Annotated in this window: 14 protein-coding genes and 2 tRNA genes; 10 read left to right on the top strand and 6 right to left on the bottom strand. The window is 68.7% G+C overall.

Annotation, left to right across the window (positions count from 1 at the left end; all coding sequences use genetic code 11):
* Nucleotides 1-105: 105 nt before the first annotated feature.
* Nucleotides 106-984 carry a 4-hydroxy-tetrahydrodipicolinate synthase gene (gene dapA / locus AX676_RS01280; protein WP_066480970.1) on the bottom strand — a complete coding sequence of 293 codons (879 nt, stop codon included), beginning with the start codon at nt 982-984 and terminating at the stop codon, nt 106-108.
* Between the two features lie 74 nt (nt 985-1,058).
* Between dapA and AX676_RS01275 the strand changes: the two genes are divergently transcribed.
* The 8 genes from AX676_RS01275 to AX676_RS01240 all read left to right on the top strand — a co-directional run bounded on the left by AX676_RS01275 (nt 1,059) and on the right by AX676_RS01240 (nt 8,917).
* Nucleotides 1,059-3,119 (top strand): lytic transglycosylase domain-containing protein, encoded by a 2,061-nt coding sequence (locus AX676_RS01275; protein ID WP_066480971.1) that lies wholly within the window; start codon nt 1,059-1,061, stop codon nt 3,117-3,119.
* 2 nt (nt 3,120-3,121) lie between these two features.
* Nucleotides 3,122-3,535, top strand: coding sequence for a GNAT family acetyltransferase (locus AX676_RS01270; RefSeq protein WP_066480972.1), 414 nt, complete (start codon nt 3,122-3,124; stop codon nt 3,533-3,535).
* Entirely contained in the window at nt 3,532-4,014 is a 483-nt protein-coding gene (greB, locus tag AX676_RS01265; protein ID WP_066480973.1) for a transcription elongation factor GreB, read from the top strand. Before AX676_RS01270 ends, greB begins: the two co-directional genes overlap by 4 nt.
* A gap of 100 nt (nt 4,015-4,114) precedes the next feature.
* Nucleotides 4,115-4,873, top strand: coding sequence for an NYN domain-containing protein (locus AX676_RS01260; RefSeq protein WP_066480975.1), 759 nt, complete (start codon nt 4,115-4,117; stop codon nt 4,871-4,873).
* Nucleotides 4,873-5,151 carry an acylphosphatase gene (locus AX676_RS01255; protein ID WP_066480976.1) on the top strand — a complete coding sequence of 93 codons (279 nt, stop codon included), beginning with the start codon at nt 4,873-4,875 and terminating at the stop codon, nt 5,149-5,151. Before AX676_RS01260 ends, AX676_RS01255 begins: the two co-directional genes overlap by 1 nt.
* 51 nt (nt 5,152-5,202) lie before the next feature.
* Nucleotides 5,203-6,663, top strand: coding sequence for a sodium/proline symporter PutP (putP, locus tag AX676_RS01250; protein ID WP_066480978.1), 1,461 nt, complete (start codon nt 5,203-5,205; stop codon nt 6,661-6,663).
* Nucleotides 6,664-6,686: 23 nt separating this feature from the next.
* Nucleotides 6,687-8,180: a M48 family metalloprotease gene (locus AX676_RS01245; RefSeq protein ID WP_066480979.1), complete on the top strand. Its 1,494-nt coding sequence runs from the start codon at nt 6,687-6,689 to the stop codon at nt 8,178-8,180.
* A gap of 23 nt (nt 8,181-8,203) precedes the next feature.
* Nucleotides 8,204-8,917, top strand: coding sequence for a Uma2 family endonuclease (locus AX676_RS01240; RefSeq protein WP_066480980.1), 714 nt, complete (start codon nt 8,204-8,206; stop codon nt 8,915-8,917).
* A gap of 13 nt (nt 8,918-8,930) precedes the next feature.
* Here the strand turns inward: AX676_RS01240 and ettA are convergent, their stop codons facing one another.
* Nucleotides 8,931-10,610, bottom strand: a complete 1,680-nt coding sequence (gene ettA / locus AX676_RS01235; RefSeq protein WP_066480982.1) for an energy-dependent translational throttle protein EttA — start codon at nt 10,608-10,610, stop codon at nt 8,931-8,933.
* 151 nt (nt 10,611-10,761) lie between these two features.
* Between ettA and AX676_RS01230 the strand changes: the two genes are divergently transcribed.
* Together AX676_RS01230 and AX676_RS01225 are read left to right on the top strand one after the other, a co-directional pair.
* Nucleotides 10,762-12,150 carry a M28 family peptidase gene (locus tag AX676_RS01230; protein WP_066480985.1) on the top strand — a complete coding sequence of 463 codons (1,389 nt, stop codon included), beginning with the start codon at nt 10,762-10,764 and terminating at the stop codon, nt 12,148-12,150.
* Nucleotides 12,151-12,306: 156 nt separating this feature from the next.
* On the top strand, nt 12,307-12,552 hold the full coding sequence (locus tag AX676_RS01225) for a hypothetical protein (protein ID WP_066480987.1): 246 nt from the start codon (nt 12,307-12,309) through the stop codon (nt 12,550-12,552).
* Nucleotides 12,553-12,664: 112 nt separating this feature from the next.
* On the opposite strand, the gene AX676_RS01220 is transcribed toward AX676_RS01225, so the two are convergent.
* From AX676_RS01220 to AX676_RS01205, 4 genes are all read right to left on the bottom strand, one after another.
* A tRNA-Pro gene (locus AX676_RS01220) sits at nt 12,665-12,741 on the bottom strand.
* Nucleotides 12,742-12,821: 80 nt separating this feature from the next.
* Nucleotides 12,822-12,896 (bottom strand) — tRNA-Ile (locus tag AX676_RS01215).
* A gap of 20 nt (nt 12,897-12,916) precedes the next feature.
* Nucleotides 12,917-13,969 carry a polysaccharide deacetylase family protein gene (locus AX676_RS01210; protein WP_066480993.1) on the bottom strand — a complete coding sequence of 351 codons (1,053 nt, stop codon included), beginning with the start codon at nt 13,967-13,969 and terminating at the stop codon, nt 12,917-12,919.
* Nucleotides 13,970-13,971: 2 nt separating this feature from the next.
* On the bottom strand, nt 13,972-15,524 hold a 1,553-nt coding region (locus tag AX676_RS01205), incomplete at its 5' end, for a sensor histidine kinase (RefSeq protein ID WP_066544056.1).

Genomic DNA, 15,524 nt, shown 5'->3' with positions numbered 1-15,524 from the left:
CAACCGTTCGTGTCGAGCGAAGTCGAGAAACGCACGCTCGCTCGGAAACGTGTCTCGACTTCCCTCGACACGAACGGGTCTCTCGGGGGGGGGGCTATTGGGGGCCTAGACCAGCCCCGCCAGCACCAGCGCCGCGTCCACCGCCGCGCGGCTCGCCTCGCCCGGCTCGGTCATCGGCAGGCGCAGCTCGGTCGGAAAGCCCGGACGCACGCGGCCGAGCGCATATTTGACCGGCCCGGGCGACGCGTCGCTGAACAGCGCGGTATGCAGCGCGAACAGCCGGTCGTGCAGCGTCAGCGCCTGGGCATAATTGCCCGCCTGGCACGCGGTCTGGAATGCCGCGCACATCGCGGGCGCGACATTGGCGGTGACCGAGATGCACCCCACCCCGCCCATCGCGTTGAACGCGAGCGCCATGTCGTCATTGCCCGACAACTGGCAGAATTCCGGCCCGCACGCCGCACGCTGCGCTGAAACGCGTGCGATCGCCCCGGTCGCGTCCTTGATCCCGACGATGCTGGGAAAGCTGTGCGCCAGCTGCGCGATCGTCTCGACCGCGAAATCGGTCACCGTCCGCCCGGGGACGTTATAAAGCACGATCGGCAGGTCGCATGCCGCGACGATCGCCTCGAAATGCCGGAAAATACCCTCTTGATTGGGGCGGTTGTAATAAGGCGGCACCATCAGCGCCGCGTCCGCCCCCGCCTCGCGCGCCGCCAGGATGTTGCCGATCGCCACGCGCGTGTCGTTCGATCCCGCGCCCGCGATCACGGGCACCCGGCCGGCGGCTTGATCGACGCAGACGCGCACGATGTGGAAATGCTCCGCCATCGTCAGCGTCGCGGCCTCGCCCGTGGTGCCGCACGGCACCAGCGCCGACGACCCGCTTTCGATCTGCCAGTCGACCAGGTCGCGATAGCCGGGCCCGTCGAACGCGCCGTCGCGGAAGGGCGTGACCAACGCCGGGATCGAGCCGGTGAACATGGGGGCGATCAGACTCCGAACAAAAGCGGAAAAGAGGGCTGGCAGATAGTCGGAGATGACGTATCATGTCCAGTATGGTGGCGTTGGTGATCAAGGGCGGCATCGTGGCCGCAGGCATTTCGGGGCTCGCGCTCAGCGGGCAGGCGATGGAGCGCGCAGTCGCCCCGGTGGTGGCACCGATCGCCACCGGGATGCAGGAACTGCTGCTGCCCCCGCAAATGGTGCCGGCGCCGGTCCCCGCCGCCAGCCGTGAGGTCGTCCAGCCGATCGCTGCCGACCCGATCGCCGCGCCGATCGCGGAGTGGAAGCGGCTTCAGCAATCCGACAACTGGCCGTTCAGCGACTATGCCAATTTCCTGCTCGCGCACCCCGGCTGGCCGGGCGAGCGCAGCCGGCGTGCCGCGGCGGAGACGATCCTGGGCTCGGGGGCGGAAATGCCCCAGCTCGTCACGCGCTTCTTTGAACGCTTTCCGCCGCTGACCGCGGCCGGGCATCTGCGCTACGCCGAAGCCTTGCAGGCCGGCGGGCGCAGCGATGCCGCGCGCGATCAGGCGCGACAGGCGTGGCGATTGGGCGTGCTGCGCACGGCGGACGAGGCGCGGCTGATAGGCGGATTTGCCGGCGCGATCGGGCCCGCCGACCACGACGCCCGCATGGATGCGCTGCTGTGGCAGGGCGCGACCAGCGCCGGGCAGCGTCAGCTCGCCCTCACCTCGCCCGCGCGCCGCGCCACCTTTGCCGCGCGGCTCGCCTTCCGTACCAACGCCGCCGATGCCGCGGTGCTGGGCGATGCCGTCGACGATGCCGGGCGCAACGAGGCGGGTTATATCGCGGATCGCGCAACCTGGCTGCGCAACGCCGGCCAGAGCGCGGCGGCGCGCGCCTATCTCGCGCAGCCGCGCCGCCTGACCGCGCTGCCCGGCAATATCGAGAAATGGTACGAGGTCCTGCTGACCCAGGCGCGCGCGGCGGCGGCCGACCGGCAATACACGGTTGCCTATGATATCGCGCGCCAGGTCGACGACGCCTTCGCCGCCGGCACCGATGTCAGCGCCCAGTCGCTGGGCGTGCGCGACGACTATACCAGCCTGGTCTGGCTGGCCGGGCAGACCGCGATGAAATCGCTTGGCCGGCCAAATGACGCGATCGGCATGTTCGCGCGCTATGCCGGCGGTTCGCGCACGCCGCAAACGCGGTCAAAGGGCTTTTACTGGGCCGGGCGCGCGGCCGAGGCGGCGGGCGATCGCGCCACCGCGAATGGCTATTACGCCCAGGCGGCGACCTATTCCGATCTCTTTTACGGCCAGCTCGCTGCCGAACGCACCGGCATGCCGCTCAAGGCCCCGCCGCCCAGCAGCACGGCGGGCATCGACGCGGCGACGCGGACCGCGTTCCTCAATCGGGAAATCGTGCGCGCCACCGAATATCTCGGGCGCACCGGCAACCGCCAGGACCAGAGCCTGTTCGTCCGCCAGATCGCGCAGGATGCAACCACGCCCGCCGATCATGCGCTCGCCGCCGAATTTGCCCGGCGAATCGACCGGCTCGACCTGGGCGTGATGGTCGGGCGTTCCGCCCAGCTGAACGGGCTCGCCGCGCACAGCGCCGCCGGTTTCCCGTCGGTCAAGCTGCCCGACAGCCAGCGCGATTATTTCACGATCATCCACGCCATTGCGCGTCAGGAAAGCCAGTTCGACCGCGCCGCCGTCAGCCGCGCCGGTGCCCGCGGCCTGATGCAGCTGATGCCCGGCACTGCGCGTGAGACTGCGGGCAAGCTGGGGCTCGGCTATGATGTCGGCGCGCTGACCAGCAACCCCGACTATAATATCCAGCTCGGCTCCAGCTATATCCAGCGGATGCTGGATTATTACGGCGGCAGCTACCCGCTCGCCGTCGCCGCGTACAACGCCGGGCCGGGTAACGTGAACAAATGGATCAAGGCGAACGGCGATCCGCGCATGCCCGGCGTCGACATGATCGACTGGATCGAGGCAATTCCGATTTTCGAAACGCGCAACTATGTCCAGCGCGTGCTGGAAAACGCGGTCGTCTACGACCTGATGCACCCGGCGTACGCGCGGTCGCGCGGGACCGCGCAACTGTCCTGGTACCTCGGCAAGCAGCGTCCGGGCTGAGCTTGATCGACATTCAGGTCTATACCCCCGACCGCTTCGACGATGTCGAGGCGCTGTGGCGACAGGTGTTCCCCGACGATCCGCCCTACAGCGCGGCCGCGCCCGTTATCGCGGCGAAGGCCGCGGTGCATCCCGAGCTGTTCCTGATCGCGGTGGCCGACGGGCATCTCGCCGGCACCGTGCTGGCGGGCTGGGACGGGCATCGCGGCTGGCTCTACAAGCTCGCCGTCGCCCCCGCCCATCGCGACCGGGGCATCGGTGCGGCCCTGGTCCGCGCAGCGGAGGCGAGGCTGGCGGCGCTCGGCTGCGCCAAGGTCAATCTTCAGGTGCGCGCCGGCAATCCCGCCGCCGGCTTCTGGCAACGGCTGGGCTATGGCGAGGAACCGCGGATCAGCTTCGGCAAGCGGATCGCATGAGCGACGCGCCGCCCAACTATATCACGCCGGCGGGCTATGCACGGCTCAAGGCCGAATATGACACGCTGTTGGCCACCGAACGCCCGCAGCTGGTCGAGACCATTTCCTGGGCGGCGGGCAACGGCGACCGCTCGGAGAATGGCGACTATATCTATGGGCGAAAGCGCCTGCGCGAGATCGATCGGCGGCTGGGCTGGCTCGCCCGCCGGATGAAGGCGGCGCGCGTCGTCGATCCGGCACAGCAGCCCGACCGCAGCCGCGTCTGGTTCGGCGCAACCGTGACGATCGCGGACGAGGACGACGCCCGCCGCGTCCTCACGCTCGTCGGCGATGACGAGGCCGATACCGGCGCCGGCCAGGTCGGCTGGAACGCGCCGATCGCGCGCGCGCTGCGCGGTGCCGCGGTGGGCGACCTGCGCCGCGTCACCCTGCCCGCGGGCGAGCGCGAATATGAGGTGATCGACATCCGCTATCCCTGAGCCGCCGGGCGACCGCGCGCTCGGCTGGCCGTGCCAAAGCATCGGCGGACGTGGCCGTGCGCTGCTTGTGCTTTGCGCGCCCTGCCCTACAGCGGACGGGATGGAACAGGGCACACGCAACGGCACGACCCCGGGCGGCAACATCGTGTTGCTGATCGACGCGGACAACGCATCGCCCGCCTATATCGACCCGGTGCTCAATGTCCTGGCTGAACTGGGCACCGTCAACATCCGGCGCGTCTATGGCAACTGGAGCAAGGCCGCACTCAAGGGCTGGGCTGCACTCACCCTGCGCCACGGGCTCGAACCCTTCCAGCAGTTCGACGTGACGAAGGGCAAGAACGCGACCGACATGCGCATGACGATCGATGCGATGGACCTGTTGTGGCGCGGCCGGGTAACCGGCTTCGGCATCATGTCGTCGGACAGCGACTTCATGCCGCTGGCGCTGCGCATCAAGCAGGAAGGGCTGCCGGTCTACGGCTTCGGCAGCGCGCAGACGCCCGAGGGCTTTCGCGAGGCATGCACCCGCTTCATCGACGTGTCCGCGCTCATCGACAACGCCGCGCCCGCCGTCCCCGGGACGGCCGCGCCCGCCCCGGTCGAAGGCGCGAAGGCACAGCCGACGCCGATCGATGCCGAACTGGTGAAGCTGATCGTCGATGCCTATAATGCGGCCCGGCGTGACGAGCGCGGTTTCGCCAGCCTGTCCGAAGTCGGCCAGCGCGCGGGCAATCGCTCCAGCTTCGACACCCGCAATTACGGCTATGCGCGGCTATCCGACCTGATCGAAGCCGTCCCCAATTTCCAGACCGAGCGGCGCGAGGGGGGCCGCGTGTTCGTGAAGAGAGTAAGGTGATGGCGTCAACACAGCTGATTTACGTGTCCGGCAGGGTTCAGGGGATCGGCTTTCGCGACTGGACGGTGCGTACCGCCAAGCGGCTGGGCCTGATCGGCTGGGTCCGCAACCTGCGCGACGGGCGGGTCGAGATCCTGGCGTCGGGCGAGGATGCGGCGCTGGCGGCGCTGGTCGACGCCTGCCGCACCGGCCCGGCGAGTGCGGAGGTCGACAATGTCGAAACCGCGCCGGGCGAGCTCAACGGGGCAAAGGGGTTCACCAAACGCTTCACTGCCTGAGTTCCGCTCGCGCTCTGGCGCGGCGGGGCCGAATGCTGCTAGCCCGTGGCCATGCGCACCGGGGAAATCGTCACCATTGCCGTCTATTTCGCGCTGATGCTGGGCATCGGCGTCTATGCATGGCGCAAATCGACGTCGGACATCGACGGCTATATGCTGGGCGGGCGCTCGCTCGGCCCGGCGGTGACCGCGCTGTCGGCGGGGGCCTCCGACATGTCGGGCTGGCTGATGCTGGGCTTGCCCGGCGCGATGTTCGCGACCGGCCTGTCGGCGACGTGGATTGCGGTCGGACTGACGGTCGGCGCCTATCTCAACTGGCGGATCGTCGCGCCGCGGCTGCGCGCCCAGACGGTCAGCGTCGGCGATGCGCTGACTATCCCCGATTTCCTCGGCAAGCGGTTCGGCGCGGGCGGCGATCCGCTGCGCGTGATCGCGTCGGCGGTCATCATCCTGTTCTTCACCGTCTATACCGCCTCGGGGCTGGTCGCCGGCGGCAAGCTGTTCGAAAGCGCGTTTGGCCAGCCCTATGCGTTCGGCGTGTGGCTGACCGCGGGCGTCGTCGTCGCCTACACGCTGTTCGGCGGTTTCCTGGCAGTCAGCCTGACCGATTTCGTCCAGGGGGTGATCATGTTCGTGGCGATGGTGCTGGTGCCGGTGGTCGCGCTCGACCTGGCCGGCGGCTGGGACGCCTCGGTCGCCGCCGTCCGCTCGGTCGATCCCGCCCGGCTCGACCTGTTCCGCGATGCGAGCCTGCTGGGCGTGATCTCGGCGCTCGCGTGGGGGCTCGGCTATTTCGGTCAGCCGCACATCATCGTGCGCTTCATGGCGATCCGCTCGGTCGACGACCTGCCCGTCGCGCGGCGCATCGGCATGGGCTGGATGATCGTCAGCCTGGTCGGTGCGCTCGGCGTCGGCTTTGCGGGCCTCGCCTATGCGACGCGCAACGGCATCGCGGTCGCCGATCCCGAAACCATCTTCATCCTGTTGTCGCGGCTGTTGTTCAGTTCGTGGATCGCCGGGTTCCTGCTCGCGGCCATCCTCGCGGCGATCATGTCGACCATCTCGTCGCAGCTGCTCGTCGTCTCCAGCTCGATTACCGAGGATTATTACCGCCGCTTCCTGCGCCGCGACGCGAGCCAGCGCGAGCTGGTCCGCGCCGGTCGCCTGTCGGTGCTTGCCGTCGCGCTCGTCGCCATCGCGCTGGCGAGCGACCCGTCGAGCTCGGTGCTCGACATCGTCGCCAATGCCTGGGCGGGTTTCGGTGCGGCATTCGGCCCTGCGATCCTGCTCAGCCTGACCTGGCCCCGGATGACGCGCAACGGCGCGCTCGCCGGCATCGTCGTCGGCGCGCTCGTCGTGATCGGCTGGATCGCGCTCGGGTGGAGCGGCTGGCTCTATGAAATCGTGCCCGGCTTCATCGCCAGCACGGTCGCGATCCTGCTCGTCAGCCGGGCCGGAATCGCGTCGCCAGTGGAACGATCCCGGTCATCGGCCATTCCTGCCACCGATTGAACGGGATTTCGGGAGGAAACGACATGATGCGCAAATGGCTGTTCGCCGCGGGGATCGCGCCGGCCGCATTGCTGGCCGCCAATCTCGACGACGGCACCGCCCGCGCCCAGCGCCAGCAGGATCTGCCACTGCGCGTCGCCCCGATCAGCGCGCAGGAGCGCCAGCAGGGCGAGCAGGCCAGCGCCCAGCTGATCGCGCAGTTCGGCGGCAGCTACGATGGACCCCAGGCGCGCTACGTCGAAACCATTGCGCGTCGCGTTGCAGTCGAAAGCGGCCTCTCCGCCGATCCGCGCCAGTTCACGGTGACGCTGCTCGACAGCCCGATCGACAACGCCTTCGCCACGCCTGGCGGCTATGTCTACGTCACCCGCGGCCTGATGGCGCTGATGAACGACGAGGCCGAGCTCGCCGCCGTGCTCGGCCATGAGGTCGGCCATGTCGCCGCCCGCCACGGCCAGCGCCGGCAGCAGCGCGCCACGCGCAACACGATCCTCGGCGTGCTGGGCCAGATGGTGACGGGCGCGGTGCTCGGCGATTCGACGATCGGCAACCTCGCCACCCGCGCGGTCGGCGCCGGCGCGCAACTCGACACGCTCGGCTATTCGCGCAGCCAGGAAACCGAATCCGACCGGCTTGCCGTGCGCTACCTCGCCGGCGCGGATTACGACACCGATTCGCTCGCCTCGATGCTCGGCAGCCTGTCGGCGCAATCGACCCTCAACCAGCGCATAGCCGGCAATGTCCGCTCGGCACCCGCCTGGGCGAGCACGCACCCCGATCCCCAGTCGCGCGTTCGCGCCGCGCTTGCCGACGCCGCACGCGTCGGCGGCACCACCCTGCCGCGCAACCGCGATGCCTATCTGAACGCGATCGACGGCATGGTCTATGGCGACAATCCCAAGCAGGGGATTATTCAGGGCCGCGAGTTCCTTCACCCCGTCTTCCGCATCGGCTTCACCGTCCCCCAGGGCTATCAGATGCAGAACGGCAGCTGGTCGGTGACGATCACCGGCCAGCAGGGCCAGGCCGAGTTCACCACCGCGCCCTATTCGGGCGATCTCGACGGCTATGTCCGCGCGGTCATGCAGTCGCTGGGGGGCAGCAACGCGCGCCTGCCCAACGTCCGCGTCGCGCGCACCACCGTCAACGGCATTCCCGCCGCCTATGCGACGATCCGCGCATCGAGCGGCCGCACGCCCGTCGACGCGACCGTGTTTGCCTATGCGACCGGCCAGCGCCAGGCCTTCCACTTCACGCTCATCACCCCCGCCGGGCGGGGGCTGGGCGCGCTCGAATCGCTGGTCGGCTCGTTCCGCACGCTCACCCCGGCGCAGGCGGCACAGGTCCGCGCCAAATATCTGCGCGTCGTCACTGTTCGGCGCGGCGACACCGTCCAGTCGCTCGCCGGCCGGATGGTGTTCGACGACAATCGCCTCGAACGCTTCCTGGTGCTCAACGGGCTGCAGGCCAACGCCGCGCTGACGCCGGGCCAGCGGGTCAAGATCGTGACCTATTGACCCGGACGCGGTATCTTCACTGCATGAACGCACATGTTCAATTCGAGAAGCGACTGCCGGTCAAGCTGACCTGCTCCGCATTCCTGACGTTGAAGCGTTCGGGCGCCTTCGCGGCGTATGAAAAGTCCGAACTTCTGGACGGCGAAATTAGCGGCGTGCCCCGACAGGAGCCTGACGAACCCGAATCGGATGCATCCGTTCCAATCAAGCTGCGGGTGGAAGATTACGGGCTGCTTCAACGATCGCACGAATTGGAACCCTATGGCCGAACCGAACTCATCGACGGCGATATCTACGCGATGAGCCCGCAATATCGGCCGCACGGTTATGCCAAGGATGAGCTCGCATACCGAATGCGTCGAGCGTTGGAGAAATTGGCGCTCGACGTACATGTAGCGACGGACCAATCGATAACCCTGTCGGCCCATAGCGAACCGCAGCCCGACATCATTTTGACCACCGAGCCACGGGGCGAGGGGCCGATTCCCGGCGGTACCGTCCGGCTGATCGTGGAAGTCGCCGACACGACGGTCCGGTTCGACCTTGATGCGAAAGCCGGGGTCTATGCCACGGCCGGGGTTGCCGAATATTGGGTTGTCGATGTCAACGCGCGGATCATTTACCGGATGACCACGCCCACCGGCGAAACCTATGGCGTCACCACCACCCATCCCTTCGGCGACGCGATAGAAGCCGCCACAATCGCCGGGCTGAGGATCGACACCTCAGCCCTTTGATCGCGCGCGCGGTTCAGCGCGTCAGTTTCTTGTACGCCAGCGCGGTCGGGCGATCGGCGGCGTCGCCCAGGCGGCGGCGCTTGTCTTCTTCATACGCCTCGAAATTGCCCTCGAACCATTCGACATGGCTGTTGCCCTCGAACGCCAGGATATGGGTCGCCAGGCGGTCGAGGAAGAAGCGGTCGTGGCTGATCACCACCGCGCAGCCCGCGAAATTCTCGATCGCTTCCTCCAGCGCACCCAGCGTCTCGACGTCCAGGTCGTTGGTCGGTTCGTCGAGCAGCAGGACGTTCCCGCCCTTTTTCAGCATCTTCGCGATGTTCACGCGGTTGCGCTCGCCGCCCGACAGCTTGCCGACATTCTTCTGCTGGTCCTGGCCCTTGAAGTTGAACGCGCCCACATAAGCGCGCGTCGACTGGTCGTGGCCGTTGACCTTCATATAGTCGAGCCCGTCCGAAATCTCTTCCCAGACATTCTTGGATGGGTCGAGGTGGTCGCGGCTCTGGTCGACATAGCCTAGCCGCACCGTGCTGCCGATCTCGATCGTGCCGGTGTCGGGCTGTTCCTGGCCGGTGATCAGCTTGAACAGCGTCGATTTGCCCGCGCCGTTCGGCCCGATCACGCCCACGATCCCGCCGGCGGGCAGCGTGAAGGACAGGTTCTCGAACAGCAGCTTGTCGCCATAGGCTTTCGAGATGTTCTCGACCTCGATCACCTTGCCGCCCAGCCGCTCGGGCACCTGGATGACGATTTGCGCCTTGCCGGGGGTGCGGTTCTGCTGCGCCTCGACCAGCTGGTCGAACTTGGCGATACGCGCCTTGGACTTGGTCTGGCGGCCCTTGGGGCCCTGGCGAATCCACTCCAGCTCGTCGCGGATCGCCTTTTGCCGGCCCGATTCCTCGCGCTCTTCCTGCTCCAGCCGCTTGGCCTTCTTTTCCAGATAGGTCGAATAATTGCCCTCATAGGGGAAATATTTGCCGCGATCGATTTCCAGGATCCAGCCCACGACGTTGTCGAGGAAATAGCGGTCGTGGGTGATCATCAGCACCGCGCCCGGATATTCCTTCAGGTGGTGCTCCAGCCAGTTGACGCTTTCGGCATCCAGGTGGTTGGTCGGTTCGTCGAGCAGCAGGATCGACGGCTTCTGGATCAGCAGCCGGGTCAGCGCCACGCGGCGCTTCTCGCCGCCCGACAGGTTTTCGACCGACCAGTCGCCGGGCGGACACCGCAGCGCCTCCATCGCGACCTCGAGCTGGTTGTCGAGCGTCCAGCCGTCGACCGCATCGATCCTCGCCTGAAGGTCGCCCATCTCCTCCATCAGCGCGTCGAAATCGGTATCTTCCTGGGGATCGCCCATCTCCGCCGAAATCGCGTTGAAACGCTCGACCAGGTCAGCCGTCTCGCGCGCGCCGTCCTTGACGTTCTCCAGCACCGTCTTGCTCGGGTCCAGCTGCGGCTCCTGCTCCAGATAGCCGACGGTGATGTTCTCGCCCGGCCAGGCTTCCCCGGTGAACTCCTTGTCGACGCCGGCCATGATCTTCATCAGCGTCGACTTGCCCGCGCCATTGGGGCCGACGATGCCGATCTTCGCACCCTGATAGAATTGCAGGTTGATGTTGTTCAGCACCGGCTTGGGCGCGCCGGGGAACGTCTTGGTCATGTCCTTCATCACGAAGGCGTATTGCGCGGCCATTGCCGTGAACCTCTTGCCAGGAAAGGGATGGAAAGTCGCGCGGGGACATAGCGACGCGCATGGCCGAACGCAAACCATGGGTGGCGCGCTTGCGCTCGAAATCCACGTGCGGGGTTGCCCCCCGGCGATTTGCCGGTAGCAGTCTCTTTCCATGAACCGATATGCCCTTTGCGCGGCTGCTGCCGCCCTCGCCCTTCCCTTTCCCGCCGCCGCGCAGTCGGCCGCCGATGCCGCCGACCCCGTCGTCGCGTTGCGCGACGCCGCGCTCCGCGACGATGTCGCCTATTCGATCGTCGAAGGGCTGACGACCGAGGTCGGCGCCCGCCTGGCTGGCACCGAAGCGGAGAAGCGCGCGCGCGACTGGGCGGTCGTTCGCCTCAACCAGCTCGGCTTCCGCAACGTGCGGGTCGAGCCCTTCGACATGGCGGTGTGGGTGCGCGGCGAGGAACGCGCCGAAGTGATCGCGCCCTTCCCGCAGCGGCTCGCGGTTACCGCGCTCGGCAATTCGGGTGCGACGCCCGCCGCCGGGCTGACCGCCGAAGTCGTCTATTTCCCCACGCTCGCCGATCTCCAGGCCGCGCCCGACGGCAGCCTGAAGGGCAAGATCGCCTTTGTCAGCCATGCGATGAAAGCGACGCAGGACGGCTCGCACTACGGCCCGGTTGGCCAGGTCCGCCGCGCCGGCCCGGCGATCGCCGCGCGCAAGGGTGCGGCCGCGATCCTGATCCGCGCGATAGGCACCGATTATCATCGCAATCCGCACACGGGCGGCACCAGTTTCCCCAAGGGCGTGACGCCGATTCCCGCGGGTGCGCTGTCGCTCCCCGATGCCGATCAGCTCGAGCGTATCTTCAGCCGCGGCAAGCCCGTGTCGCTCAAGCTGGTGATGACGCCGCGCCAGACGGGGACGCATCAATCCGGCAACGTCATTGCCGAGGTGCCGGGCAGCGACCCGCAAGCGGGCATGGTGCTCGTCGCCTGCCACCTCGACAGCTGGGATCTGGCGACCGGCGCGTTCGACGACGCGGCGGGCTGCGGCATCGTCGCGGCGGCGGCCAAGCGGGTGATGGACGCCGGCCAGCCGCGCCGCACCATCCGCGTGCTGTGGGCCGGCGCGGAGGAAGTCGGGCTGTTCGGCGGCGCGGCCTATGGTGCCGCGCACAAGGACGAACGCCATGACCTTGCCGCGGAATCGGACTTCGGGGCCGATCGCATCTACCGTTTCGACGTCAACCTGCCCGCGGGTGCCGAAGCGATCGGCACCCGGCTCGGCCAGCTGCTCGCGCCGCTCGGGATCATCCGGGGCAATGAGGTCGCGGGCGACGGCGCGGATATTCAGGCGATCCTGAAAACCGGGGTGCCCGCGGTCGATCTGGCCCAGGACGGCACACGCTATTTCGACCTCCACCACACCCCCGACGACACGCTGGACAAGATCGACCCCGATCAGCTGCGCCAGAACGTGGCGGCATGGACGACGGTGATTGCGGTGGCGGCGAATGCGCCCGAGGATATCGGGCGGGTGACGCCGCGCCCCTGACGCGACTCCGGCGTCGATGCGGGGCGGTCGTTCATCCCATTTCAGATTACGGGAATATGAATTACCGATTGACGCGATGCGAAGTCCCGCTAATGGGGCAGCTTCGCACCGGCGTTCGGGTCGGACGCGAAACTGATATTGCTTGGGAGCAACCGAATGAAGAAGATCGTTCTTGTCGCTGCTGCCGCCGGCCTGATGTCCCTGGCGGCGTGCAACTCCGAAACGCCGGCGGAAAACGCTGCCGAAGCGACCGCGGAAAACCTGGACGCGATGGCTGAAAACTTCGACGCGATGGCTGACGGCGCCACCAACGACGCCGCGATGGCGCTCGAGAACGCCGCCGACGCGACCGAGAATGCCGCCGACGCGATGGAAGCGACCGCCGAAAACGCGGCGATGTAATCGCTTTCGCCCCCGCCCCGGCGGGTGGCGGATCGCAACTGCACGAAAGGGCGTCCCGACCGGTTCGGGGCGCCCTTTTTGTCGTCGGGATCGACGCGGCGGTGCAGCGTGTTGGTCGGGGAGACAGGATTCGAACCTGCGACATCCTGCTCCCAAAGCAGGCGCGCTACCGGACTGCGCCACTCCCCGACCGGAGCCGCGCTCTAGCCGTTCGGCGGACGAAAAGGCAAATCTTTCCTGCGGCGCGATCGGCGCAGCACAGCGCCGCGTGGTGGGCCCGGCAGGATTCGAACCCGCAACCTAGCCGTTATGAGCGGCCGGCTCTACCATTGAGCTACAGGCCCCCTGTCGCTGCCCGGCCCACCTAGCGGAGGCGGGCGGAACCCGGCAAGTCCTTTGCATTCCCCACCAGCCGCGCGATCAGCTCGGCCTCGCCGATCGCCCGCACGCCCAGCCGGTCGAGCAGCGCCAGCATCGCGTCCCACCACGCGTCGAACCGCGCCAGGTCGGCGGCATCGCGGACATAGGGGGTGTGGCCGGGCACCAGCGACGGCGAATGGAACGAGAAGTTGAGCAGGCCCGCCGGCGCGTCCGCCACCGCGCGCTGCACCGCCTCGCGCGCGTCGGCGATCGGCATCGCCTCGGGGCTGAGCGACACACGCGACAGCAGGCCCAGCCGCGCGGCGATCGATCGCGCGCCCGGCCAGCCGACGATCCTGCGGTATCGCGCCGCCCCGTGCCGCCGCCACCGCCCGATATAGACAGTCGACAGCGGCAGCTCGACCAGCGGATGGTCGGCCAGCGGCCGGCGCGGCTCGGTCGGTCGGTCGGAAAAGTCGGGGCCCCCGAGCTTGCGATAATCGAACCCGGGGCGCTCCGACGTGTCGATCAGATAGCCATGCTCGGCCAGCAGCCGCATCGTGTCCGGCCCCAGCCCGTAGCGCCCGGCGCGGAACATGCGCGGCGGCGCGCCGAAGCTCAGGGTGATGCGGTCGGTCAGCGCCGCCAGCTTGGCGCGCTGCAGCGCGACGGGCAGGTTGCCGAGAAAGCTGTTGCGCGCCGTCACCGCTTCCTCGAACGGCGGATTGACCCAGGGATGGAGCTGCGCGCCGATCGCCGATCCGCCGGGCGTGACCAGGCCGCGCAGCGTGTCGACCGCGCGTGGATCGGCGGCGACCGGATAGTCGACCAGCAGGATGATCGGGACGCCCGCCGCCGCGAAGCGCGCGTGCGCGGCGGGCAGCGCGGCGATCGCGGTGGTCGCGGTCGCGCTGCGGCTGAACGGCGCGTGCCAGTCGAACTCCTCCTCGGTGTCGACGGTGACCGCGAAGCGCCACCCCAGCGCGTCGGGCCACAGCGACGACGGTCGCGCGCGCGCCGGCCCCGGCGCGGCGGCGGAAGGCGGCGGCGACGCCATCGTCAGGAACGGATGACCTTCTCCATGTCAGGATCATCGGCGGCGGGCAGGCGCAAGGTCAAGCGATCCGCGTCGATCGCCAGCGCCCCGCCCAGCTCGCGGGCGAGGTTGGTGACCAGCCGCATCGAAAATCCGGTGCTGACCAGGCCCTCGTCCTCCAGGTCGATCGTCGCGCGCGCCTCCCCGGTACTGAGCCGCAGCTCGCGCGGACAATCGATCGCGACCACCACTTCGCGGTCGCCGTCGCGCACCAGCCGGATCGCGATGCGCTCGCCCGCCTCCGTCACCGCGACCACCGTCGCGATCAGCCGCGCGAGCAGCCGCTCGACCGCACGCCGGTCGCCGCGCACCGCCGCGTCGGTTTCGGGCAGGACGATCTCGGCGGCGCGCAGCGCGATCAGCTGGCTCAGGTCGCGGACGATGCCCGCAAGCACCGGCTGCATCGCGACGCGGCCGGGCCGCAGGTCGAGCGCGTGCGCGTCCATCCGCGCGGCCAGGTCGATATCGTCGATGATCGCCAGCAGTTCGCGCGCATTGGCCCGGATCGTCTGGGCGCGCTCGCGATAGACCGGCGGCACCGGCCCCAGGATCTCGCCCGCGATCATCTCGGCAAAGCCCGAAATCGCCCCGATCGGCGTGCGCAGCTCGTGGACCAGCTCGCGCAGCGTCTCCATCCGCCGCGAATCGCCCGATCGCCGCGCATGATCGGCGCGCTCGTCGGCGCGCGGCCGGCGCGCGGTGCCGCGATAGCCGGTGAAGCGTCCCGATTGCCGCTCGAACACGGGAACACCCGAAATCAGCCAGTCGCCCGCATCCGCGGTCCGGCCGGCGATCTGCAGCCGCGCATCGTCGAACCCGGCCCGGCGCTGCACCGCACCGGCGGCGACGCCGTCGACCCCGGTGCCGTTGGCGGGCGCGGGATGATGCAGCGACAGGCCGATCAGCATCGCCCGCTCGATCCCGTCGGCCCAGCGGATGACACCGTTGGCGTCGGCCTCGAACCGGAACGTGCCCGGCGGCGGGGCGGCGGCGGCGGCCGGGGTCGCAGGCGCCGGATCGGCGGCCACCGGCTCGCCCGCATCGCGCGCACGCTCGCGCCGCTGGTGATAGGCGTCGATCCGCGCGACGATGTCGGCGATCCGGAACGGGCCGGACGCGCGGGCCTCGCCCGTGCCGGTTCCGGCCTCGGCGCGCTCGCGCGCGGACGCGTCTGCCGCGGGTGCCTGCGCGACAAAGGGCAGGCCGCGTGCGATCGATCCGATCGTTGCAAAGGACGACAGCGTGGCCGGGGGTGGCGCGGGCGCGGCGGCGACCGCTTCCGTAGCCGGATCGTCGATGCCGTCACGATCGTCCGACAGCACGAAATCGGTGGCCCCGAACGCTTCGAGCGCCCGGCCGACCGCGGCGGGCAGGTCGGTGCGATGGCGCAGCACCGCGCGCCCGACCGGCGACAGATGCGGCAGCAGGTCGAGCCAGTCCGCCGCGTCGAGCGTGACCGCGCGCAGCACCGGCGTCGACACGGCGGCGACGTCGGCGGCGAACAACCGGACCAGCG

The organism is Sphingomonas sp. CCH21-G11, assembly GCF_001555965.1.
Classification (GTDB): Bacteria; Pseudomonadota; Alphaproteobacteria; order Sphingomonadales; family Sphingomonadaceae; genus Sphingomonas.
Note: the sequence above shows the minus strand (reverse complement) of the source record. Positions and strands in the feature narration are given on the sequence as shown.